Origin of the sequence: Pseudomonas sp. FSL R10-1339, assembly GCF_009600545.1 — a bacterium.
GTDB lineage: Bacteria > Pseudomonadota > Gammaproteobacteria > Pseudomonadales > Pseudomonadaceae > Aquipseudomonas > Aquipseudomonas bubulae.
Genome location: NZ_WIVQ01000063.1, coordinates 1 through 21534, shown reverse-complemented (window position 1 = coordinate 21534; position 21534 = coordinate 1). Strand labels below are relative to the sequence as shown.

Below are 21534 nucleotides of genomic sequence, written 5' to 3'. Positions count from 1 at the left end.
TGCAACTAATGGTGCAGATTTAATCTGTCGCAGTGCCATTACCCTGCTTTCACAGGTCGAGCGTGCCCCATCCCGGCTTGCGCAGCTCTGGTTCGGCGGTCTGCACGGCGTTGACGGTTTTGCCGGTGGCCAGCTCGACCCGGCGTGCTACTTCCGGGTCATCGGCAAAGGGAATCAGGCTGGCGTCGTCGAGGTCGTTTTCGGTCTTGTGTTTCAGGCACCAGCCTACGGCAAAGTAAAGGCTGATAACCGCGGCGCTGTTGAGGGCGATGTCGAGCATGGGCAAGGTTCCTTGCTGTAGGGTACCGCAGGCCCTGGGGCCTGCGGTGCAGCGTGGTCAGGCGATGTGTGCGGTCAGTTCGGCCTGCTTGAGGTTGCCTGCACGCACCGTGCGCCAGACGTTCCAGGCCATGAGCAACATGCCGCAGAGGAAAAACAATCCGCCCACCAGGCGAACTACAAAGCCCGGGTGGCTGGCCTGCAACGATTCCACAAACGAATAAGTCAGCGTGCCGTCATCGTTGATAGCTCGCCACATCAGACCCTGGGTGATGCCATTGACCCACATCGAGGCGATGTAGAGCACCGTGCCGATGGTGGCCAGCCAGAAGTGCAGGTTGATCAGGCTGGTGCTGTACATTTGCTCGCGGCCGAAGATTTTCGGGATCATGTGGTACAGCGCACCAAAGGTGATCATTGCCACCCAGCCCAGGGCACCGGCGTGGACATGACCGATGGTCCAGTCGGTGTAGTGGGAGAGGGCGTTGACGGTCTTGATCGCCATCATCGGGCCTTCAAAGGTCGACATGCCGTAGAACGCCAGGGACAGCACCAGAAAACGCAGGATCGGGTCGGTGCGCAATTTATGCCAGGCGCCCGAGAGGGTCATCATGCCGTTGATCATGCCGCCCCAACTGGGTGCCAGCAGGATGATCGACATGGCCATGCCCAGAGACTGCGCCCAGTCGGGCAAGGCGGTGTAGTGCAAGTGGTGCGGACCGGCCCAGATATAGAGGGTGATCAGTGCCCAGAAATGCACAATCGACAGGCGATAGGAGTAGATCGGCTTGCCGACTTGTTTGGGCACGAAGTAGTACATCATCCCCAGAAAACCGGTGGTCAGGAAGAAACCTACGGCGTTATGCCCGTACCACCACTGCACCATGGCATCGGTAGCGCCGGAGTACACCGGATATGATTTAAACCAGTCCACCGGAATGGCCAGGTGGTTGACCACATGGAGCATGGCGATCACCAGGATAAAGGCGCCAAAAAACCAGTTGCCGACATAGATGTGCTTGCTTTTGCGGCGTACCACCGTGGTGAAAAACACGATGGCGTAGGCCACCCATACCACCGTCAGCCAGACTGCGCCGGTGAATTCGATTTCGGCGTATTCCTTGGTTGTGGTGTAGCCCAGGGGCAGGGTGACCAGCATGATCACGATCACCGACTGCCAGCCCCAAAAAGTGAAGGCTGCGAGTTTGTCCGAATACAACCGCACCCCGCAGGTACGCTGTACGGCGTAGTAGCTGGCGGCAAATTGCGCGCTGCCGGCAAAGCCGAAAATCACCAAGCTGGTATGCAGCGGGCGCAGGCGGCCGAAGGTGGTCCAGGGCAGGTCGAGGTTCATCTGCGGCCAGGCCAGTTGTGAGGCGATCCACACGCCCATGGCCATGCCGACAACGCCCCATACCACGGTCATGATGGCGAATTGGCGGACGACCTTGTAGTTATAGGCCTGCCCGTTCAGTGCTGTGCTCATGCTCAAGTCTTCCACGGTTCAAAGTCCTGCCAGGCCTCGTGGTCTGGCGCAGGGGGAACTTTAGGAATCAGGGCAAAAACAAAACAGATTCAGAAAACGAGAATTAATGCAGATCACAATTTTGCGCTGGATCAGGCGAATATTTACCCATCTGATCTGGTTTTAGAGTGTTTCTTGACAGCCAAATAGAACTGAGCTGTAAAAAGTATGCCGATGTGTATTGAGCATTCGATCACAATCGCTGTCGGATCAATTCGGGTTCTGCGGCGATTGTTCAATGCTTGGCTATACCTATAGGGCGCGTTTCTACGGCTGCGCCCCCTACAGGAGCTACAGAATGAAGCTTGGTCTAATGATCGGTACGTTGTGCATTGCATCAATCGGGATGGTCGGTTGTGCGAGCAAGGTCCAGCAACCTGACGAATATTCCGGATTCTTGAAGGATTACAGCCGCCTCAAAGAGGCCAAGTCGCCCTCTGGTGCTGAGGTGATGCGCTGGATTGACCCCAAACTGAAGCCAGGACAGTACACCAGCGTGTATATCGAGCCGACCCAGTTATATCCGGCGCCAAAACCGACAGAAAAGATCCCGCAAAGCACCCTCAATGGTATTACCCAGTATTACGACCAGGCGCTCAAGCGCGAACTGAGCAAATCATTGCCACTGGCAAGTGCCCCTGGGCCGGGCGTGATTGTGGTGCGTGCAGCCATCACTGCGGTGAGCAGTGAAACCGAAAGCCTGGCACCGTATGAGTACATTCCGGTAGCGCTGGTGGCGGCTGCGGTGAGCACAGCGTCGGGGATCCGCGACCAGGAAACCCAACTGGCCACCGAGGCGGTGTTTATCGACGGGAAAAGCCAGGATGTAGTGGCCCAGGTAGTGCGCAAGGGCACAGGCAAGCCCCTGGCCAATGCCAGCCAGGCGATGAAGGCCGATGACGTGAAAAACGTGATCGATACCTGGGCTTCGGACTTGCATCAGTCGTATTTGAAACTCAACAAGTAAACGTACCCGGTGTAGCCACCAGACCCGGATATTGCGTAGCAGCTGACGAGCGGAGTGAGGCTGCGTTCGGCGGTGTAGCCGTCGTAGAACCTGAATCCAAGGTTCTACGACCATACCGTGCACCCTGGCATTACGAAGGCCGCACTACGCGGACGCAGCCTTCGGCAGCTGCTACGGAGCTGTTTGGCTAACCACCGGCGTTAGCAAGGGCATTTTCCATGCACCGCTGGCGACCTCGGGCTTGGGCATGTAAATGCGCAATACACCATAAAACGGTCCGTCAGGTGCTGGCAGCCAGTTGTTTAGCCACTCCCCGGCGGGCGGCTGGTTCTGCACATACAGAGTCAAGCTGCCATCAGCGTTGCGTTTGAGATCTGACAGCATGCGCGAGTTGATCAGGTAGCGATTGATCGGGTTTTCGACCAGCAGTTTGGTTTTGCCGTCATACATCGTCAGCGACCAGAACGCATTGGCGGGCGGCAGTGCATCCTTGTTGAAATGCAGGGTGTAGCGATCCCTGGAGGCGTCGACAGGGTGCTGCTGATTGTCGACGAAGTAACCGATGTAATTGGCCTCCGCGGCCGAGTTGCCGAAAATTCCCATATTGGCGCCCGCATAGCGGTACAGGTAATTGTTGTTCAGGTGTTCGCGGGAGCCGAACAGGTCACCGCTGGTGATTTTATGGGTGTCTACCTTGTCATGCTTGAATTGTGCGAACTCGGCTTTGCCTGCCGCAATTCCATCCTCCAGTGAAGTGCGCTGCTCAAGGGTCAGTTCATTGAGGTTGAAGGGCTGGCCCGGTTCAATCCCGATTTTCCTGAAACGCTCGCGCAATGCCGCTTCGCTGGGCTGGGGCTGGGCAAACGCGAGCATGAAACTCAGGTACCTGAACAGCTCGGGGCTGTCGCTCATATCGGCAACAGGTGCGGGCCAGTCCACGGTGGGCGCCGCAGCTGGCGTGGGTTTGCCCAGGAACTGGCTCAGGGGCCGGACCTTGTAACCGCTCTGGATGTGCTTGACCTTGGCCAGGTCTTTGTCATCGAACAACTGGGTGCGGTACAGGCCGTAGGCAATGGCACTCTCGCTGGGAATCACGGCGTCGATACCGGCCGGTTTTTCCCCTGTCCAGCCAGGCCCAGCGATCATGTAATTGCCGCCTTTATTGCCTGTGGTGCGGGTGCCCAGGTACGCGAAGTTTTGTGTGTACAGGTCGATCAGTTGCGTCGAGTAGTAGCGGCCATCCTCGATGGCAGGCAGGGTCAGAACCAGCGGCTCTGCACGCAGATCCATCCACAGGAATGAGTAGGGCGTGTCCGAGTTGGGCGTCACGAATGCGGTATCCCTGGGGGTAAATACCATGGCGGTATTGCCGATTTCATTGAACGGCGCCTTGAAGTTTTTGCCCTGCGTGTCTACGGCCTGGGTGTAGAGGGTCTTGTACATTTCCACCACGGGGAAGCCGTAGAGGTAGGCCTCCCTGGCGATGCTGGCAGCCTCGGTGGGTGAGGCGCTGAAATTGATGGCGTCAGCATTGCCCGCCCCCAAGGAGAGGCAGGCAGCGAGCAGACAGGCGGGTTGCTTTATGTGCATGGCAGGTTCCTATTTTCCGAAGGTGACGTTGATCCCGGCAAACAGGGTGAACTGGGGCAGGTCGTCGCCCTTGCGTTCCACGGTCCATTGCGGCTCAACGAAGGCATTGAGGATGTTGCTTCCGGCTTTCCAGGCCTTGCCCACGCCCAGCCCGACGGGGATGTAGTGGGTGTTGTTTTTCAGGTCCCAGGTCCAGGTGCCGGTGGAGCGCAAATACCACCCCTTGGGCAGGTTGTGGATGATAAAGGGCTGGAACGTGGCGCTCTCGACATGCTGGCGGTCGCTGTCCCCGGCAAACGAGCTTTGATACTGCACCAGTGCGCCCAGCAGGCCCCGTGGCGAAGCATCGATGGCAATGGCCGCCAGGCCGGCTTGCCACTTGCCGGTGCCCAGTTCGTCATGCTCGGCAGTGGGTGCGGTTATCTGCGGGCCAATGCCCAATTGCACGCCTTCGGTTTTGAGCAGGAAAATATCGAACAGGTTGAGGTCGCCGATCCCGGTGCTGTAGCCACCGTGCGGGTCTGGACGGGTGCTGACCGGAAGCGTCACGCGCAACAGTTGCGGTACACCGATAACGTCGTTGGGTGCCACGGGCAGGGCGCCGCGCAGCAGGGCGTCATTGGTGTGGATATTGCTGTCGTACACCTGCGGCGTGTAGTAGTCCTGCAGATTGACCCCCGGGGCCAGATTCAGCGGGTTGTTGCTCTTGTTGGCGGTCTCGGCGTTATCTGCCAATGCATCGGCAGCCGGGTACAGGGCCAGGGTGAGCAACAGACTTGAGGCAAGGCGAGTGATGGGCATGCGATCCTGTTCCTTGGGCGCTAGCCATGTACGCTAGCAGTTGGCAGGGAACTGGCGCTTATGTCGGGGCTATTTCCGTCTTTTTTGCGCACCCGGGCACAAAAATACAGCTAATAACTGCGGTGCATGGCGCCTTGTAGGAATCGTCTTTTAGTGCCGCAGAGCATAAGATTTTTTGTTCGATCCATAGGTCAGCCCGGCTGATTCATGTTTAACTTCGGCCTCTTCAACAACCTGTCAAAAAGGACATCGTTCATGGCTCAAGTGACGCTTAAAGGCAACCCTGTTCAAGTCAACGGCGAATTGCCTGCAGTAGGTTCCAAGGCACCAGCGTTTTCGCTGGTTGCGGGTGATTTGTCCGATGCAACACTGGCGAGCTTTGCCGGCAAGCGCAAAGTGCTGAACATCTTCCCAAGCGTTGATACGCCAACCTGCGCTACTTCGGTACGCAAATTCAACGCCGAAGCCAACGCTTTGCCGAACACCGTTGTGCTGAACATCTCGGCTGACCTGCCATTCGCCCAGGCCCGCTTTTGCGGCGCTGAAGGCCTGGAAAACGTGCAAAACCTGTCGACCCTGCGCGGCCGCGAGTTTATCGAGAACTACGGCGTGGCAATCGCTGATGGCCCGTTGGCCGGCCTGACTGCCCGTGCGGTGGTGGTGCTGGACGAAAACGACAACGTGCTGCACAGCGAGCTGGTTAAAGAAATCGCTGAAGAGCCAAACTACGAAGCAGCCCTGGCTGTTTTGAAGTAAGTCGTACTGCAAGACCTGAAGCGGCCTGGCACCTAAAGTGCCAGGCCGTTTTTTTTGTACGGCCTGTTGATCGGTGGGAGCGAGCCTGCTCGCGAAATCTTCAAGCACCACCGTCGACTGCCTTCGCGAGCAGGCTCGCTCCCACACAGATTCCACAGATTTCGTCGATCTTCATCTCAATGCCATCTCTATAACGTAAATAGCGGGTAAAGAGCCTTTTCATAACGGCCCGCACTGCTTATCGTTCCACCTCCTGAAAATTATCGCTCGCGCTAATGGTTGATCACTCCATGCAATCCTCTGTTTCCCACAAATCCCGTTTCTGGCTGTTTGGCCTGCTGGTCTTGCTGATAGTCCTTGGCCTGTGCTGGTGGCTATGGCCGTCTGCCGCAAAAAAGGCTGCGACCGATCAGCCCGCCGGGCACACCGGTCGCTCGGGCATGATGCGCCCGGGCTTTGGTGGCTCGACCCAGCCCGTGCCGGTGCGGGTGTCGGAAGTAACGCAGGGCGATTTCCCGATTTACTACAAGGCGCTGGGCACGGTGACCGCATTGAACACCATCAATGTGCGCAGCCGTGTAGCAGGGGAACTGGTCAAGGTTTATTTCAAGGAAGGGCAGATGGTCAAGGCAGGCGAACTGCTGGCTGAGATCGACCCGCGCAGTTATCAAAATGCCCTGCTGCAAGCCGAAGGCACGTTGCTGCAGAACCAGGCCCAGCTGAAAAATGCCCAGGTTGATGTGCAGCGCTACCGCGGGCTGTACGCCGAGGACAGTATCGCCAAACAGACCCTGGACACCGCCGAAGCGCTGGTCAGCCAATATCAGGGCACGGTGAAGACCAATCAGGCGGCGGTCAACGATGCCAGGCTGAACCTGGATTTCACCAAGATCCGCGCACCGATCAGCGGCCGTGTGGGCCTGCGTCAGCTGGACGTCGGTAATCTGGTAGCAGCCAACGACGCCACGGCCTTGGTGGTGATCACCCAGACCGAGCCGATTGTGGTCAGTTTCACCTTGCCCGAGACCAACCTGGCGCTGGTGCTTGAGCGTTATCGCAGCGGCGCGAAAATGCCGGTGCAGGCCTGGAACCGTGGCGATACCAAAGAGCTGGCAGTCGGTGTGTTGAGCAGCATCGACAATCAGATTGATATCACCACCGGCACCCTGAAGTTCAAGGCACTGTTCGAGAACCGCGATCAGGCGCTGTTCCCTAACCAGTTTGTCACTGTACGCCTGTTGGCCGACACCCTTGAAAACGTGGTGCTGGCTCCCACTGCAGCGATTCAGTACGGCACCAACGGCTCGTTCGTGTATGCCATGGACGGTGACAACAAGGTCAAGATTCGCAGCATTAAAGTGGGTGCCACCGATGGCGATGTGACCGTGATCGAAGAAGGCCTCAAGCCCGGTGATCGTGTAGTACTCGAAGGTACCGACCGTCTGCGTGATGGTGGCGCGGTGGAAGTGGTCAACGACAGTGCCGACGTACCGGAAACGGCTGCCGGGCAACTGCTCGATGGCGGTGCCGATACCGATGCCACCCCGGCCGCGGACAAAACCAAGTCCAAGGCCCGCGAATGAACCTGTCGCGCCTGTTTATCCTGCGCCCGGTTGCAACCACGCTGTGCATGCTGGCCATCGTGTTGTCCGGGATCATCGCCTATCGCTTGCTGCCGGTATCGGCCTTGCCCCAGGTGGATTACCCGACCATCCGCGTGATGACCCTGTACCCCGGGGCCAGCCCGGATGTGATGACCAGTGCAGTGACGGCACCACTTGAGCGTCAGTTCGGGCAAATGCCGGGGCTTACGCAGATGGCCTCCACCAGTTCCGGTGGTGCTTCGGTACTGACCCTGCGTTTCAATCTCGACATCAATATGGATGTTGCCGAGCAACAGGTGCAGGCTGCGATCAACGCCGCCAGCAACCTGCTGCCCAAGGATTTGCCGGCACCGCCGGTTTACAACAAGGTCAACCCGGCGGATACCCCGGTACTGACCCTGGCCATCAGCTCCAAAACCATGCTGTTGCCCAAGCTCAATGACCTGGTCGATACGCGCATGGCGCAAAAAATTGCCCAGATCAGCGGCGTGGGCATGGTCAGCATCGCTGGCGGGCAACGCCAGGCGGTGCGGATCAAGGTCAACCCTGAAGCGCTGGCTGCCAATGGCCTGAACCTGGCCGATGTGCGCACCCTGATCGGTGCGTCCAACGTCAACCAGCCCAAGGGTAACTTCGACGGCCCTACCCGGGTGTCGATGCTGGACGCCAATGACCAGCTGAAAACCCCGCAAGAATACGCCGAACTGATTCTTGCCTATAACAACGGCGCACCGCTGCGACTCAAGGACGTGGCCGAAATTGTCGACGGCGACGAGAACGAGCGCCTCGCAGCCTGGGCCAACGAAAACCAGGCGGTGCTGCTCAATATCCAGCGCCAGCCCGGTGCCAACGTGATTGAGGTGGTGGACCGGATCAAGGCACTGCTGCCAAGCATTACCGACAACCTGCCCGCCGGCATCGATGTCACGGTGCTGACCGACCGTACACAAACCATTCGCGCCTCGGTGCGCGATGTGCAGCATGAATTGCTGATCGCCATCGCCCTGGTGGTGATGGTGACCTTCCTGTTTCTGCGCAGGGCCAGCGCCACCCTCATTCCGTCGATTGCCGTACCGCTGTCCCTGGTCGGCACCTTTGGCGTGATGTACCTGGCCGGGTTTTCCATCAACAACCTGACGCTGATGGCCCTGACCATCGCCACCGGCTTTGTGGTCGATGATGCCATCGTCATGCTGGAGAACATCTCGCGCTATATCGAGGAAGGTGACAGCCCGATGCAAGCGGCGCTCAAGGGCGCCAAACAGATCGGCTTCACCCTGATCTCGCTGACCCTGTCGCTGATCGCGGTATTGATCCCGCTGCTGTTTATGGCCGATGTAGTGGGGCGCCTGTTCCGCGAATTTGCCATCACCCTGGCGGTGGCGATCCTGATCTCGCTGGTGGTCTCGCTGACCCTGACCCCGATGATGTGCGCGCGCCTGCTCAAGGCCGAACCCAAGCCTGAAGAGCAGGGGCGGTTCTACCGTGCCAGCGGCGCGTTTATCGACTGGATGATCGCCGAGTACGGGCGCATGTTGCAGTGGGTGCTCAAGCACCAGCCGCTGACCCTGCTGGTGGCCATCGGTACACTGGCCTTGACCGTGTTCCTGTATATGGTGGTGCCCAAGGGCTTTTTCCCGGTGCAGGACACCGGGGTGATCCAGGGCATTTCCGAGGCGCCGCAATCGATTTCGTTCAGTGCCATGAGTCAGCGTCAGCAGGAGCTGGGCAAGATCATTCTGCAAGACCCGGATGTCGAGAGCCTGTCCTCCTATATTGGCGTGGACGGGGATAACCCGACCCTCAACAGCGGTCGCATGCTGATCAACCTCAAGCCCCACAGCGAGCGCAGCGACAGTGCCATCGAGGTGATTGCGCGGCTGCAGCCGCAACTGGACAAGCTGTCGGGCATCCGCCTGTTTATGCAGCCGGTGCAGGACCTGACCATCGAAGACCGCGTCAGCCGTACCCAGTACCAGTTCAGCCTGTCATCCCCGGATGCTGACATGCTCAGCACCTGGACGCAGAAACTGGTCACCGCGTTGTCCAATCAGCCTGAACTGGTCGATGTGGCCAGTGACCTGCAGGACAAGGGGCTGCAGGTATACCTGGTGATCGACCGCGATGCGGCATCACGCCTGGGCGTGTCGGTGGCCAATATTACCGATGCCCTGTATGACGCTTTCGGTCAGCGGCAGATTTCGACCATTTACACCCAGGCCAGCCAGTACCGCGTGGTCTTGCAGGCCAAGGACGGCGAGAAAATCGGCCCGCAGGCGCTGCATCAGATCCACGTCAAGACCACCGATGGTGGCCAGGTGCGGCTGTCGAGCCTGGCCCGGGTCGAGGAGCGTCAGGCACAACTGGCCATTTCCCATATCGGCCAGTTCCCTTCGGTAATGGTCTCGTTCAACCTCGCGCCCGGCGTGGCATTGGGCCAGGCCGTGGAACTGATCGATCAGGTGCAGAAGGACATCGGCATGCCGGTGGGGGTCAAGACCGAATTCCAGGGTGCCGCGCAGGCGTTCCAGGCTTCGTTGTCGAGCACTTTGCTGCTGATTCTGGCGGCGGTGGTGACCATGTATATCGTGCTGGGGGTGCTCTATGAGAGCTACATCCACCCGATCACCATTCTCTCCACCCTGCCATCGGCAGCAGTGGGTGCCTTGCTGGCGCTGATCCTCAGCGGCAATGACCTGGGCATGATTGCGATTATCGGCATCATCCTGCTGATCGGTATCGTCAAGAAAAACGCAATCATGATGATCGACTTCGCCCTCGACGCCGAGCGCAATCAGGGCATGGCGCCGGAGCAGGCGATCTATCAGGCGGCACTGTTGCGCTTCCGGCCGATCCTGATGACCACCCTGGCAGCGTTGTTTGGTGCCGTACCGCTGATGCTGGCCACCGGTTCCGGGGCAGAATTGCGCCAGCCCCTGGGTCTGGTGATGGTCGGTGGTTTGCTGGTGAGTCAGGTCTTGACCCTGTTTACTACCCCCGTGATCTATCTGTACTTCGATCGCTTGGGTCGTCGCTGGCGTGGTGATGCGGCCCAGGCTGAGCAGGCGTCGGTATGAACCTGTCCGGCCCGTTTATCAAACGCCCGGTAGCCACCATGCTGCTGAGCCTGGCAATCATGTTGCTGGGCGGGGTGAGCTTTGGTTTGCTGCCCGTGTCGCCGTTGCCGCAAATGGATTTCCCGGTGATCGTGGTGTCGGCCAGTTTGCCCGGGGCCAGCCCCGAGGTGATGGCATCTACCGTGGCCACGCCGCTTGAGCGGGCCTTCGGTGCGATTGCCGGGGTCAATACCATGAGCAGCAATTCGAGCCAGGGCTCGACCCGGGTGATTTTGCAGTTCGATCAGGACCGCGACATCAACGGCGCGGCGCGGGAGGTGCAGGCGGCGATCAACGCCTCGCGCAACCTGCTGCCCAGCGGCATGAAAAGCATGCCCACCTACAAGAAGATCAACCCCTCGCAAGCACCGATCATGGTGTTATCGCTGACCTCCGAGGTGTTGTCCAAGGGCCAGCTCTATGACCTGGCCTCGACCATTCTTTCGCAAAGCCTGTCCCAGGTGCCGGGTGTAGGTGAAGTGCAGATTGGCGGCAGCTCGCTGCCCGCCGTGCGCATCGAGCTGGAACCGCAACTGCTCAACCAGTACGGCGTCTCGCTGGATGACGTGCGCAACACCATTGCCAATGCCAACGTGCGCCGGCCCAAGGGCGCAGTGTCCGATGGCGAGCGCAACTGGCAGATCCAGGCCAACGACCAGCTGGAAAAGGCCAAGGACTACGAACCGCTGATCATCCGTTACCAGGATGGCGCGGCGCTGCGCCTGAGCCATGTGGCCAAGGTCAAGGACAGTGTTGAAGACCGTTACAACAGCGGTTTTTTCAATAACGATGCGGCGGTGCTGCTGGTGGTCAACCGCCAGGCCGGGGCCAATATCATCGAGACCGTGAACGCGATCAAGGCCCAGTTGCCGGCCTTGCAGGCGGTGCTGCCGGCAAGCGTGCAGCTGAACCTGGCCATGGACCGTTCACCGGTGATCAAGGCTACGCTGCACGAGGCCGAAATGACCCTGCTGATCGCCGTGGCGCTGGTGATTCTGGTGGTGTTCCTGTTCCTCGGCAATTTCCGCGCTTCGCTGATTCCGACGCTGGCGGTGCCGGTGTCGTTGGTGGGCACTTTTGCCATCATGTACCTCTACGGCTTCTCGCTGAACAACCTGTCGCTGATGGCGCTGATTTTGGCCACCGGGCTGGTGGTGGACGACGCTATCGTGGTGCTGGAGAACATCTCGCGGCATATCGACGCCGGTGTGGCGCCCATGAAAGCGGCCATGCTGGGCGCCAAGGAAGTCGGTTTTACCCTGCTCTCGATGAACGTGTCACTGGTAGCAGTGTTCCTCTCGATCCTGTTTATGGGCGGGATTGTCGAGAGCTTGTTCCGCGAGTTTTCCATCACCCTGGCCGCTTCGATCGTGGTGTCGCTGGTGGTGTCCCTGACCCTCACGCCCATGCTTTGCGCACGCTGGCTAAAACCCCATGTGCCGGGCACGGAAAACGCCATGCAGCGCTGGAGCATCCGCCTTAACCAGCGCATGGTCAGCGGCTATGCACGCAGCCTGGACTGGGTGCTGCGGCACAAGCGCCTGACATTGCTCAGCCTGCTGGTGACCATTGGCGTTAACGTGGCGCTGTATGTGGTGGTGCCGAAAACCTTTATGCCGCAACAGGACACCGGGCAACTGATCGGTTTTGTGCGTGGCGACGACGGCCTGTCGTTCAGCGTGATGCAGCCGAAAATGGAAATCTTCCGCAAGGCTGTGCTGGCCGATCCTGCGGTAGAAAGCGTTGCCGGTTTTATTGGTGGCAATGGCGGCACCAACAACGCCTTTATGATCGTGCGTCTCAAGCCGATCTCGGAGCGCAAGGTGTCGGCGCAAAAGGTCATCGAACGTCTGCGCGAGAGCATGCCCAAAGTGCCCGGCGGCCGCCTGATGCTGATGGCTGACCAGGACCTGCAGTTTGGCGGTGGGCGTGACCAGACCAGTTCGCAGTACTCCTACATCCTGCAAAGCGGCGATCTGGGCGAGTTGCGCACCTGGTATCCAAAAGTGGTGGCCGCGTTCAAGGCATTGCCTGAGCTGACCGCTATCGATGCCCGTGAAGGCCGCGGTGCCCAGCAGGTGACCCTGGTGGTTGATCGCGACCAGGCCAAGCGCCTGGGGGTGGATATGGACATGGTCACTGCCGTGCTCAACAACGCCTACAGCCAGCGGCAGATTTCCACCATCTACGACAGCCTGAACCAGTATCAGGTGGTGATGGAGGTCAACCCCAAGTACGCCCAGGACCCCGAAACCCTGAATCAGGTGCAGGTGATAACCGCCGATGGCCAGCGTATTCCGCTGTCGGCCATTGCCCACTATGAGAACAGTCTGCAGAACGACCGGGTATCCCACGAGGGCCAGTTCGCCTCGGAGAGCATTGCGTTCGACCTGGCCCCCGGTGTCACCCTGGAGCAGGGTACGGCAGCCATTGAACGGGCGGTGGCCAAGCTCGGCCTGCCGGAAGAAGTGATCGTGAAAATGGCCGGTACGGGCGATGCTTTTGCCGCCACGCAAAAAAGCCAGCCGTTCATGATTCTTGGCGCCTTGGTAGCGGTGTACCTGGTGCTGGGGATTCTCTATGAGAGTTACATCCACCCGTTGACCATTCTGTCGACCTTGCCGTCTGCCGGTGTTGGTGCGTTGTTGAGCATTTACCTCACGGGCGGGGAGTTCAGCCTGATTTCACTGCTGGGGCTGTTCCTGTTGATTGGTGTGGTAAAGAAAAACGCGATTTTGATGATCGATCTTGCCCTGCAACTGGAACGTCATTCGGGCCTCGACCCGCAAGCGTCGATCCGCAGTGCCTGCCTGCAACGTTTAAGGCCGATCCTGATGACCACCCTGGCGGCCATTCTCGGTGCCTTGCCACTGATGCTGAGCAGCGCCGAAGGCGCGGAAATGCGCCAGCCCCTGGGCCTGACCATTATCGGCGGGCTGATCTTCAGCCAGATTCTGACCCTTTACACCACGCCTGTGGTTTACCTCTATCTCGACCGCCTGCGCCATCGCTTCAACAAATGGCGCGGCGTGCGCACTGATGCTGCTCTGGAAACTCCGCTATGACCTCTCGTTCGTTTTTCCTTGCCCCGGCGTTGTCCGTTGCGCTGCTTAGCGGCTGTGCCATCGGCCCGGACTACCAGCGCCCGCAAACGGCGGCGCCCCTTGAGTACAAGCAGGCAGCCGGCTGGACCCAGGCCAATCCGAGCGACTCACTGGCCCGAGGTGCCTGGTGGGAGCTGTATGGCGACCCGCAGCTCAATGCGCTGGTCGACAAACTCAACAGTGCCAACCAGAGCGTTGCGCAGTCTGAAGCCCAGTTCCGTCAGGCCCAGGCCTTGGTGCGCAGTGCGCGCGGGGCGTTCCTGCCCAGCGCCGACCTTAGCGTGGGCAAGACCCGGTCCAGCCAGGGCACCGGCAGCTCAAACTCCAGCCTGACCAGCTCCAGCAGCGGCATACGGGACACCTTGAATGCCCAGGTCGGGGTGAGCTGGGAGGCCGACGTTTGGGGCAAGTTGCGCCGTGGTCTGGAAGCCAACGAGGCGAGTGCCGAGGCCAGCCTGGCCGATCTCGCGGCGATGCGCCTGAGCCAGCAGTCGGAGCTGGTGCAGAACTACCTGCAATTGCGGGTGATCGATGAGCAGAAGCGTTTGCTCGAAGCCACGGTCGAGGCCTATCAACGTTCACTGAAAATGAGCGAAAACCAGTACCGTGCGGGAATTTCCGGCAAGGATGCGGTGGCTCAGGCGCAAACCCAGTTGCGCAATACCCAGGCCAGCCTGATCGACCTGATCTGGCAGCGGGCGCAATTTGAAAACGCAATAGCGGTGCTCACCGGTCAAGCACCAGCAGGGTTCAACCTGGCGGAAATTAAAAACGTACCCAAGTTGCCGCAGATCCCGGTCAGCCTGCCGTCGCAACTGCTGGAGCGGCGTCCTGACATCGCTTCGGCGGAGCGCTCGGTGATTGCTGCCAACGCCAACATTGGCGTAGCCAAGGCGGCTTACTACCCCGATTTCAGTTTGAGCCTGTCGGGTGGCTACAGCAGCAGTCAGTATCAGGACTGGATCAGCGTGCCCAACCGCTTCTGGTCGGTGGGGCCGAAAATCTCCCTGCCGTTGTTCGATGGTGGCCAGCGCTCGGCAGAAGTCGATCGCAATGAAGCGGTGTATGACCAGACGGTGGCCAAGTATCGCCAGACCGTGCTCGACGGTCTGCGGGAAGTGGAAAACTACATGGTGCAGTTGAAGGTCCTGGGCGATGAGTCGGTGGTACAGGAGCAGGCACTGGAGTCGGCCCGCGAGTCGTTGCGCCTGACCAGTAACCAGTACAAGGCGGGCTTGATTGCTTACCTGGACGTGGTTTCGGTGCAAACAACAGCCCTGAGCACCGAGCGCAGCGTACTTAACTTGCTGCAGAGCCGTCTGATTGCCAGTGTGCAACTGATTGCGGCGCTGGGTGGCGGCTGGGATGGCAATACCGAGTTGAGCGACTGACGCAGACCCCTCACCCCAGCTTGATCCGCTTTTGCTCTTGGTTCCCTCTCCCTCTGGGAGAGGGCCAGGGTGAGGGGCTTTTGATCCGGCTCAATACGGCCAGCTCGCCGAATTACGCTATATCCCCCGATCTGCCAGCCGCTCACGAATAAAACGTAAACCTGTCCTTGCCGTCATGCTTGGAGCCGTACAGCGCCTTGTCGGCCTTGGCCAGCGCCTGGTTGAGGGTGTCTTCCTCTTCGACCCGGGCCAGGCCGATACTGATGGTCACTGGGTGTGCGTCGGGATCTTCACGCACCCGGCGACACAGGCTCTGCGCCAGTACTTCGACGTCTTCGCGGCGCACGCCGGGCAGGTACACGGCAAACTCCTCACCACCCAGCCGTGCGTACGCAAAATCAGCCATCACTGCCTTGATGCTGGCGGCCGTACGCTTGAGCACCTCATCGCCAATATCATGGCCGTACTGGTCGTTGACCTTCTTGAAATTGTCGATATCGATCATCGCCAGATAGTGGTCGTGCTCCCTGGGGCGGGTCAGCAGTACATGCCCGGCCTGAAGCATGAAAGAGCGCCGGTTGGGGATCTCGGTCAGGGCATCGATGTAGGCCTGGGCCACCAGTAACTTGGACATGGTGTAATTGTGCAGCTTGATCCGGCGCAGCTTGAAAAAACTGTAGGTGGTCAGGCTGCACAAAAAGGTGAAGTAGCAGAGGATCAGCAAGCCGCGCAGATCCATGACCGAGACATCGGCCATCAGGAAAGGGTTGAGGGTGACACAGCTGATGGCGGCAACGGCGAGAAACGCCCAGCGGCTGAGCGGCAGCACCGACGCGCTATAAAGAATGCTTGAGGTGGCGAGTGCCAGCCAGATCGGCTGGGTCTCGGCTGGCAGGCCGAAAATGATCAGGCGCAAACCGAGTGTGATGATGGCTACGAAAACCGTATTGAGTACATCGAAGTGCCGGTAATTGCCGACAAAGCCCAGAATAATGGTCAACCCCACCATGACGCTGATAAACAGCAGGGACAGGCCGGTAAACCCCTGGCCGCCCTTGGTGCTGACAATCAGGTTGAACAGTAACCAGATAGCAATGCTGGTGATATAGGTCAGGCTGCAAAAATTGCGCAGCTTTTCGAAATCATGTTGGGCAAATTCAGCTTGCAAGGCGGGCGGGGCGGCCTGTTTCGAGATCTCATTTTCAATGGTTTTGAGCATTGCGAGCCTTGATCACTGTCGGATGGCGGAATCCGGGTGATCAGGCACTCAAGCATGTCTGCCGCCCAGGTTACCTCGTTAACCCTAGCAGGAGTTGGGCGCTTATCGATACAGGGCAAGCAGGGCAGGCAGCGCCCCAGGCTCAACCGTTCTGGCTGAACACTTCACCGATACTGCGCCGGCGCGCATGCAGCTCGCTGGCTCGAATCAACTCTTCGAGATCTTCGGGGGTAACGTCGATAAATGCGTCCATTTGCTGCAACGCATGGTGCAAATCTTCAGCACTGATGCCCGGGTTGATCGGTGCCTGATCGGTGCTGGCCGCAGGGCTCGGCTCGGACGGTTTTTTCGGGTAACGCACGCGGGTCAGGTTGTTATAGGCCAGCGCCGCGAGCAGCATGCACACTGCGCCGAGCATCACCGGTGCAAGCATGCCCCAGCCAAGACTGGCACTGTCCGGGTCGGCCAGTACCACCAGCAGCGCCAGTGCACCTGCAGGCGGGTGCAGGCAGCGCAGCAGGCACATGCTGATCATTGCCAGACCTACGGCCAGGCACGCGCTGTCGAGGCTGCGGCCAAGAAAATGCACCACCCCCAGCGACACGACCGTGGCGCACAGATAGCCGCCGACAATCGACCAGGGTTGCGCCAGTGCACCCGAGGACACGGCAAACAGCAAAATGGCCGAAGCGCCCAACGGGCCGATCAGGTGCATGGCCACGGGCAGGCCATAGAACAGGCTGCAGAACCACACACTGAATAGTGTGCCAAGGGACACGCCAATGGCGGCACGGCTCCATTCGGTGGGGCGGGTGTTCGTAGCCGCAGGCAATAGGCGGCTGATCCAGCGGGTTTGCATGGTCAGGTAAATCCGGTTTTGTGAAGCAGGAAGGTAAAAAAAGGGCCTGGCGGGTTAACCGGCAAGCCCTTGAAAATGTTCCTTCATCTGGGGGAGGAACGCGAGCAGTCTGCCCAGCCGTTAACCAATACGCAAATGCATAATAATGATGGTTAAGTGCATTTAAATTGATGCTTGGTGGGGTGGAGCATTACCTGGGCATGGCTGCCCGGTTTCCCGGGCGAGCCAGCCATGAAAAGTTGGCCCAATACGCGCTCATGCACCCCATTGCTTACTAAACGTCGCTCGATCTGGTTGCACACGGCAGGGCTGTATTGGCCAGTGGTTCTTTTATTACGAGCAGGGCATTTCGCGGTTTTATCGGCGTGCCCGGTTCGGGTGCGCGGGTCTCGCCCTTAACAATATAGAGATGACCCACCAGCTGTGGGTCATCGCACCTGGCAGGGGATTTTCAGCCTGCGCATTGAATTTCTTGCTATAAACGCACTCCATTAGCCCCGCTGAGCACGTTTTTCGTCACTTTCCAGGTTTTGCTGGACAAATAGGTGTGTTTTCAGTTGCTGAGTCGATAACTCGGCCTTAGACTGCCGCCCCTCGTAAATTGAGTGCCGGGTGGCGCTTGAAATAGATGGCACCTAACTGGTTGGGATGAAGATCGGTCAGAACGCTCCCTAATTCGCCTTAATGCACGTATTTTTTATAGAGAAATCAATGACAAAGGATAAGTTGCTGGCCATGCCGGCGGATGACTACATGAATGCCGAGCAACATGCTTTTTTCAGCGAGTTGCTGCAAAACATGAAGGTCGAAACCCACGAGCGTATCGAGCAGAACCGCATCGCGATCGAGAGCCTGGACACTCCGGCTGACCCGGCCGACGCTGCTTCGGTTGAAGAAGAGCGCACCTGGCTGGTGAACGCCATCGACCGTGATCAGCGCATGCTGCCCCAGCTCGAACAGGCGCTGGAACGTATCAAGGATGACAGCTTCGGCTGGTGTGATGACAGTGGCGATGCAATTGGCCTCAAGCGCCTGCTGATCAGCCCTACCACCAAGTACTGCATCGAAGCTCAAGAGCGTCACGAGCAAATCGACAAGCATCAGCGTCAAGCCTGAAGGCTTGACCTTGCCGGAGCCGTGTCCTGCGGTTCCGGTAGCTTGGGCTGCGCAGCCGTCCGCGCTGTCGCCCTGGCCTCTGTTGTAATTCCCCGTAAAAATTTAAACCTGACGTTGAGCTGAGTGTTTTGGTCATGCCCCTTTATATTTGGCACGGCGTTTCCACGCGAAGCTGAAAAGAACGAGGGCCAGTGTCATGAGTCACTCAAGCAATACGGGGTATGTATTGCGTGTCGGTATTTTTTTTGATGGCACGGCCAATAACCAGTTCAATATCCTCTCGGGCCGCGAGCGCCAGGCCCGGGGCCTCAAGGTCGAACCCGGCAGCAGTTATGCCGGTGAACCCACCAATATCGCCCGCCTGCACCGGCACTACCCTGTGCAAACGACGTTCAAGGATTCACAGGCGCTGACTTCGCTCTACGTCGGCGGTATTGGCACAACCACAGGGGCAGTTGATACCTCCTTCCCGGGCCTGACCTATGGCCGTGGGCGCACCGGGGTGCTGGGCAAGGCCGATGAGGCCCTGGAGCAACTGAGCCAATGTCTGGCGCAATTTCTACGGCTGGCTCCCGCCAATACCCTGAGCCGTCTGCAACTTGACCTTTTTGGCTTCAGCCGCGGCGCTGCCGCAGCCCGCCACTTTGCCAACAAGGTGCATGCCACGGCCTTCACGCAGCAGTTTGCGCTGGCTTCTGACTTCAAGTGCAGCATCGAGTTTATCGGGCTCTTCGATACTGTTGCAGCCATGGGCGGGCTGGAGGACCTGGGTGATGTGGGGGATGACATCAATCCGGGGCTCAATCTGTATCTGGGGCCTGACTGCGCGCAACAGGTGGTGCAACTTTGTGCGCGGGATGAATACCGACGCAATTTTTCCCTGACCCGCATTGCCCCGCAATGGCCGCTGGATATATCCCTGCCCGGAGTCCATGCCGATCTTGGCGGCGGTTATCCGGTCGAGATGCAAGAGCAGGTGCAGTTGACGCGCTGGCAAAGCAATCTGGTCAGCCCGTCCACACCCATCAGGCTGACCAGTGCCTGGAAGCTGGCCCAGGCGCAGTTGCTGGACTGGCAAGCAAGGGATTTGATTGATCCGCTCGCTGAGCAGGACTTCGTGCAAGTGCGCACCGAAGAGCAGAAGGCCGGCAGCCGCCAGGACCCGATGAAGCGCGTCCAGGCCGCCGTCTTTATGCAGCGCCGGGTGCTGGGTCATCTTTCCCGTGTGTATCTGCGCATCATGCATTCGCTGGCATGCAAACAGGGTGTGCCCTTTGCCGCCTTGAACAGTGCCCAGGATGCCTTGCCTGATGAACTGTTGCCCATCGCTGCAAGGCTCGAAGCGCAGGTACTGAAAAGTACAATCAAGCTCACCCCTGCCCAGGAGCGCTTGTTGCGTCAGCGCTACGTTCATCAATCGGCCAATTTCAATGCCAATGTGGGCCAGGGGCTAGGGGTACTCGACAAGGCGTTTTTCAATATTGCCCAAGAGGGCGGGCGCAATGTTTTCGAGCAAAAACCGCCGGTTTGAGCCCGCATACAGGGGATATTGTTACCGCTGATGCAATGCAGCTATGCAGGGCATAGCTTTTTCCAGCGTCCTTAACTCTTTAAGATGGCCGACATCGTTAGGTGACTAACTAAATAGTTGGAGTATCCACCATGTCCAATCGGGTAGATGTTGCCGTGATGATCGGTTCGGGTGTCCCCAAGGGGTTGCGGGCCACGGGGCAGAAGGCCTGCTGGGTTGTGCTGGTCAACGGCGAGCAACGCGGGACGGCGTTCTCCAGCCGCATGGAAGCTGAAGAGTGTCGCGCTGCCTGGCTGGCGCAGCTGAGCGCTGGCGCGTGCGCAATGCAGGCTCGGGCTCAGCGTGCTTGACGGGTTACGTCAAGATGCGTTCAGGGCGCCTGCGTCCACTGCGAGCTTCAATTCCTGCGCCGAACCCCTGGCGGCAATTTCAGCCTGCTCGGCGGTCTTGAACCAGCGGTCTTTCTCGACCTGATGGTAAGTCACGGTTTTCAACGGTGGCTTGGCGCGCATCACGATCACGGCCTGAAACTCACCATCGACTTCTTTGGACTCGCCGCGGATAAAAAATTCGCCAATATCAAATTCCGTCACGTGTCGCTTTCCCTTCGAGGTAATGAAGCCGGACAACCCGGCGGCATGGGCCAGGCTGATTTTTCGGCCAGTATGGCAGTTGTTGACAGCCAGCGGCGCAGTTAACGACGAAAGCCCTGTAGAACCGGGCCTCAATCAAGAAAAATTTACGGATTCCCTGACTGAGAAGTGGATGTGTATACCCAACTTCGGGCATGAGCCGGTAGAATGGTGGTCCTGTCGTATTTTTAGTCTTGAAGTCACATGCCACTCCTTGCCCCATCAGCCAGGAGATTTTGCTGTACCCGGTTTTTTAATAAGTGGGCTGAGGCCTTTTTTCTGCTGCCTGTTATTTGTTCTGGTAGCGCCACTTCACGTTTTCGAGGGTTTTTCGTTGGCAGTCAGCAATCTGGAAATGCATGCGTTGTTTGTTCTGGGTGATTTGCGGGCACGTTTGGTCAAACTGTTCCAGTCCCGCTTTGTGTACGTTACCGAGCAGAACGCTGAAGGTATTTACATCGCTGAAATCGATACTGAATCAGCGCTGGTGGTAGATGACAAACCAGGTCTCGGGCTCAAGGTCGGTGATCATTTTCGCGCAGCAGTCTTGCCCAGCCGCGAAGGTGGCAAGTTCGAAATCAAATTTCGCGATATCAAAATGACGATCTACGGCATCGGTGACTACGCCTATGTCAGCTCGCCTCTGGGCGAAGGTATCGTGTTCAAGGAAGGTCAGACCGTGATGCTGATCTTCGCAGCCCAGGAGCAGCTCAAGGAAGGCCTGAGCAAGACCCTCAAGGCAGTGACCGCCAAAGCGGCCAAATGGCCCAAGGGCGAGCTGGCGTTCAAGGCCAGCAAAGAGTGACCGAAACCTGAGCAAAACACCTGTAGCAGTTGACGAGTAGAACGAGGCTACGTCCGGCGGCGAAGCCGTCGTAAACCCGGTGAGCCGGGTTTGACTGGCAGACCGCAGTGCCTGTTTTGGGGCTGCTGCGCAGCACAACGCAGCCTCGTTCCTACGCCAGCAGCTTGTATGTTTTCCCGGTGCCCAAGAAAATGCCGGGGCGTGTACAAAAAGCGTTTCGGGGAGGCCGATAGCTGCTT

The 21534-nt window shown here is 58.7% G+C and carries 17 protein-coding genes; 10 read left to right on the top strand and 7 right to left on the bottom strand.

Going from position 1 to position 21534, the window contains the following annotated elements; translation table 11 throughout:
- Window positions 1-49: 49 nt before the first annotated feature.
- A complete protein-coding gene (locus tag GHO03_RS16925; RefSeq protein WP_095018850.1) occupies window positions 50-280 on the bottom strand; it encodes a hypothetical protein in 231 nt (76 codons plus the stop codon).
- 57 nt (window positions 281-337) lie between these two features.
- Complete coding sequence (ccoN, locus tag GHO03_RS16920) at window positions 338-1765, bottom strand: cytochrome-c oxidase, cbb3-type subunit I (RefSeq protein WP_095021219.1); 1428 nt, start codon at window positions 1763-1765, stop codon at window positions 338-340.
- 337 nt (window positions 1766-2102) lie between these two features.
- Between ccoN and GHO03_RS16915 the strand changes: the two genes are divergently transcribed.
- Complete coding sequence (locus GHO03_RS16915; protein WP_095018852.1) at window positions 2103-2771, top strand: DUF3313 domain-containing protein; 669 nt, start codon at window positions 2103-2105, stop codon at window positions 2769-2771.
- A 171-nt stretch (window positions 2772-2942) separates the two neighbouring features.
- On the opposite strand, the gene GHO03_RS16910 is transcribed toward GHO03_RS16915, so the two are convergent.
- Both GHO03_RS16910 and GHO03_RS16905 read right to left on the bottom strand, forming a co-directional pair.
- Window positions 2943-4361: a DUF1254 domain-containing protein gene (locus tag GHO03_RS16910; protein ID WP_153400229.1), complete on the bottom strand. Its 1419-nt coding sequence runs from the start codon at window positions 4359-4361 to the stop codon at window positions 2943-2945.
- A gap of 9 nt (window positions 4362-4370) precedes the next feature.
- Window positions 4371-5162, bottom strand: a complete 792-nt coding sequence (locus GHO03_RS16905) for a hypothetical protein (RefSeq protein WP_095002390.1) — start codon at window positions 5160-5162, stop codon at window positions 4371-4373.
- A 255-nt stretch (window positions 5163-5417) separates the two neighbouring features.
- On the opposite strand from GHO03_RS16905, the gene tpx reads away from it, so the two are divergent.
- The 5 genes from tpx to GHO03_RS16880 all read left to right on the top strand — a co-directional run bounded on the left by tpx (window position 5418) and on the right by GHO03_RS16880 (window position 15133).
- Window positions 5418-5918: a thiol peroxidase gene (gene tpx, locus GHO03_RS16900; RefSeq protein WP_095002391.1), complete on the top strand. Its 501-nt coding sequence runs from the start codon at window positions 5418-5420 to the stop codon at window positions 5916-5918.
- A 275-nt stretch (window positions 5919-6193) separates the two neighbouring features.
- Window positions 6194-7501, top strand: coding sequence for an MdtA/MuxA family multidrug efflux RND transporter periplasmic adaptor subunit (locus tag GHO03_RS16895; RefSeq protein ID WP_256668662.1), 1308 nt, complete (start codon window positions 6194-6196; stop codon window positions 7499-7501).
- On the top strand, window positions 7498-10599 hold the full coding sequence (locus tag GHO03_RS16890; RefSeq protein ID WP_153400227.1) for an MdtB/MuxB family multidrug efflux RND transporter permease subunit: 3102 nt from the start codon (window positions 7498-7500) through the stop codon (window positions 10597-10599). The genes GHO03_RS16895 and GHO03_RS16890 overlap by 4 nt, the downstream gene beginning before the upstream one ends.
- Window positions 10596-13703, top strand: coding sequence for an efflux RND transporter permease subunit (locus GHO03_RS16885; protein ID WP_095018856.1), 3108 nt, complete (start codon window positions 10596-10598; stop codon window positions 13701-13703). Before GHO03_RS16890 ends, GHO03_RS16885 begins: the two co-directional genes overlap by 4 nt.
- Window positions 13700-15133 (top strand): efflux transporter outer membrane subunit, encoded by a 1434-nt coding sequence (locus GHO03_RS16880; protein WP_095021211.1) that lies wholly within the window; start codon window positions 13700-13702, stop codon window positions 15131-15133. Before GHO03_RS16885 ends, GHO03_RS16880 begins: the two co-directional genes overlap by 4 nt.
- A 142-nt stretch (window positions 15134-15275) precedes the next feature.
- Here the strand turns inward: GHO03_RS16880 and GHO03_RS16875 are convergent, their stop codons facing one another.
- A complete protein-coding gene (locus GHO03_RS16875; protein WP_095002396.1) occupies window positions 15276-16352 on the bottom strand; it encodes a GGDEF domain-containing protein in 1077 nt (358 codons plus the stop codon).
- A 142-nt stretch (window positions 16353-16494) separates the two neighbouring features.
- On the bottom strand, window positions 16495-17211 hold the full coding sequence (locus GHO03_RS16870) for an HPP family protein (protein WP_095002397.1): 717 nt from the start codon (window positions 17209-17211) through the stop codon (window positions 16495-16497).
- A 711-nt stretch (window positions 17212-17922) separates the two neighbouring features.
- Here GHO03_RS16870 and GHO03_RS16865 point away from each other — a divergent pair.
- The 3 genes from GHO03_RS16865 (at window position 17923) to GHO03_RS16855 (ending at window position 20208) form a co-directional block, all read left to right on the top strand.
- Window positions 17923-18327 (top strand): TraR/DksA family transcriptional regulator, encoded by a 405-nt coding sequence (locus GHO03_RS16865; RefSeq protein ID WP_016780464.1) that lies wholly within the window; start codon window positions 17923-17925, stop codon window positions 18325-18327.
- 196 nt (window positions 18328-18523) lie between these two features.
- Window positions 18524-19858 carry a phospholipase effector Tle1 domain-containing protein gene (locus GHO03_RS16860; protein ID WP_153400226.1) on the top strand — a complete coding sequence of 445 codons (1335 nt, stop codon included), beginning with the start codon at window positions 18524-18526 and terminating at the stop codon, window positions 19856-19858.
- Window positions 19859-19989: 131 nt separating this feature from the next.
- Window positions 19990-20208 (top strand): hypothetical protein, encoded by a 219-nt coding sequence (locus GHO03_RS16855; RefSeq protein WP_095018859.1) that lies wholly within the window; start codon window positions 19990-19992, stop codon window positions 20206-20208.
- A 9-nt stretch (window positions 20209-20217) separates the two neighbouring features.
- Here GHO03_RS16855 and GHO03_RS16850 read toward each other — a convergent pair whose 3' ends face one another.
- Window positions 20218-20451 (bottom strand): hypothetical protein, encoded by a 234-nt coding sequence (locus tag GHO03_RS16850; RefSeq protein WP_095002400.1) that lies wholly within the window; start codon window positions 20449-20451, stop codon window positions 20218-20220.
- 373 nt (window positions 20452-20824) lie between these two features.
- Here GHO03_RS16850 and GHO03_RS16845 point away from each other — a divergent pair, with 373 nt between their 5' ends.
- Complete coding sequence (locus GHO03_RS16845) at window positions 20825-21295, top strand: hypothetical protein (protein WP_095002401.1); 471 nt, start codon at window positions 20825-20827, stop codon at window positions 21293-21295.
- Window positions 21296-21534 lie beyond the last annotated feature (239 nt).

Bases quoted from the DNA above. Each gene is read 5' to 3' on its own strand.
- GHO03_RS16925 (WP_095018850.1), bottom strand. From the start codon at position 280: ATGCTCGACATCGCCCTCAACAGCGCCGCGGTTATCAGCCTTTACTTT.
- ccoN (WP_095021219.1), bottom strand. From the start codon at position 1,765: ATGAGCACAGCACTGAACGGGCAGGCCTATAACTACAAGGTCGTCCGC.
- GHO03_RS16915 (WP_095018852.1), top strand. From the start codon at position 2,103: ATGAAGCTTGGTCTAATGATCGGTACGTTGTGCATTGCATCAATCGGG.
- GHO03_RS16910 (WP_153400229.1), bottom strand. From the start codon at position 4,361: ATGCACATAAAGCAACCCGCCTGTCTGCTCGCTGCCTGCCTCTCCTTG.
- GHO03_RS16905 (WP_095002390.1), bottom strand. From the start codon at position 5,162: ATGCCCATCACTCGCCTTGCCTCAAGTCTGTTGCTCACCCTGGCCCTG.
- tpx (WP_095002391.1), top strand. From the start codon at position 5,418: ATGGCTCAAGTGACGCTTAAAGGCAACCCTGTTCAAGTCAACGGCGAA.
- GHO03_RS16895 (WP_256668662.1), top strand. From the start codon at position 6,194: ATGGTTGATCACTCCATGCAATCCTCTGTTTCCCACAAATCCCGTTTC.
- GHO03_RS16890 (WP_153400227.1), top strand. From the start codon at position 7,498: ATGAACCTGTCGCGCCTGTTTATCCTGCGCCCGGTTGCAACCACGCTG.
- GHO03_RS16885 (WP_095018856.1), top strand. From the start codon at position 10,596: ATGAACCTGTCCGGCCCGTTTATCAAACGCCCGGTAGCCACCATGCTG.
- GHO03_RS16880 (WP_095021211.1), top strand. From the start codon at position 13,700: ATGACCTCTCGTTCGTTTTTCCTTGCCCCGGCGTTGTCCGTTGCGCTG.
- GHO03_RS16875 (WP_095002396.1), bottom strand. From the start codon at position 16,352: ATGCTCAAAACCATTGAAAATGAGATCTCGAAACAGGCCGCCCCGCCC.
- GHO03_RS16870 (WP_095002397.1), bottom strand. From the start codon at position 17,211: ATGCAAACCCGCTGGATCAGCCGCCTATTGCCTGCGGCTACGAACACC.
- GHO03_RS16865 (WP_016780464.1), top strand. From the start codon at position 17,923: ATGACAAAGGATAAGTTGCTGGCCATGCCGGCGGATGACTACATGAAT.
- GHO03_RS16860 (WP_153400226.1), top strand. From the start codon at position 18,524: ATGAGTCACTCAAGCAATACGGGGTATGTATTGCGTGTCGGTATTTTT.
- GHO03_RS16855 (WP_095018859.1), top strand. From the start codon at position 19,990: ATGTCCAATCGGGTAGATGTTGCCGTGATGATCGGTTCGGGTGTCCCC.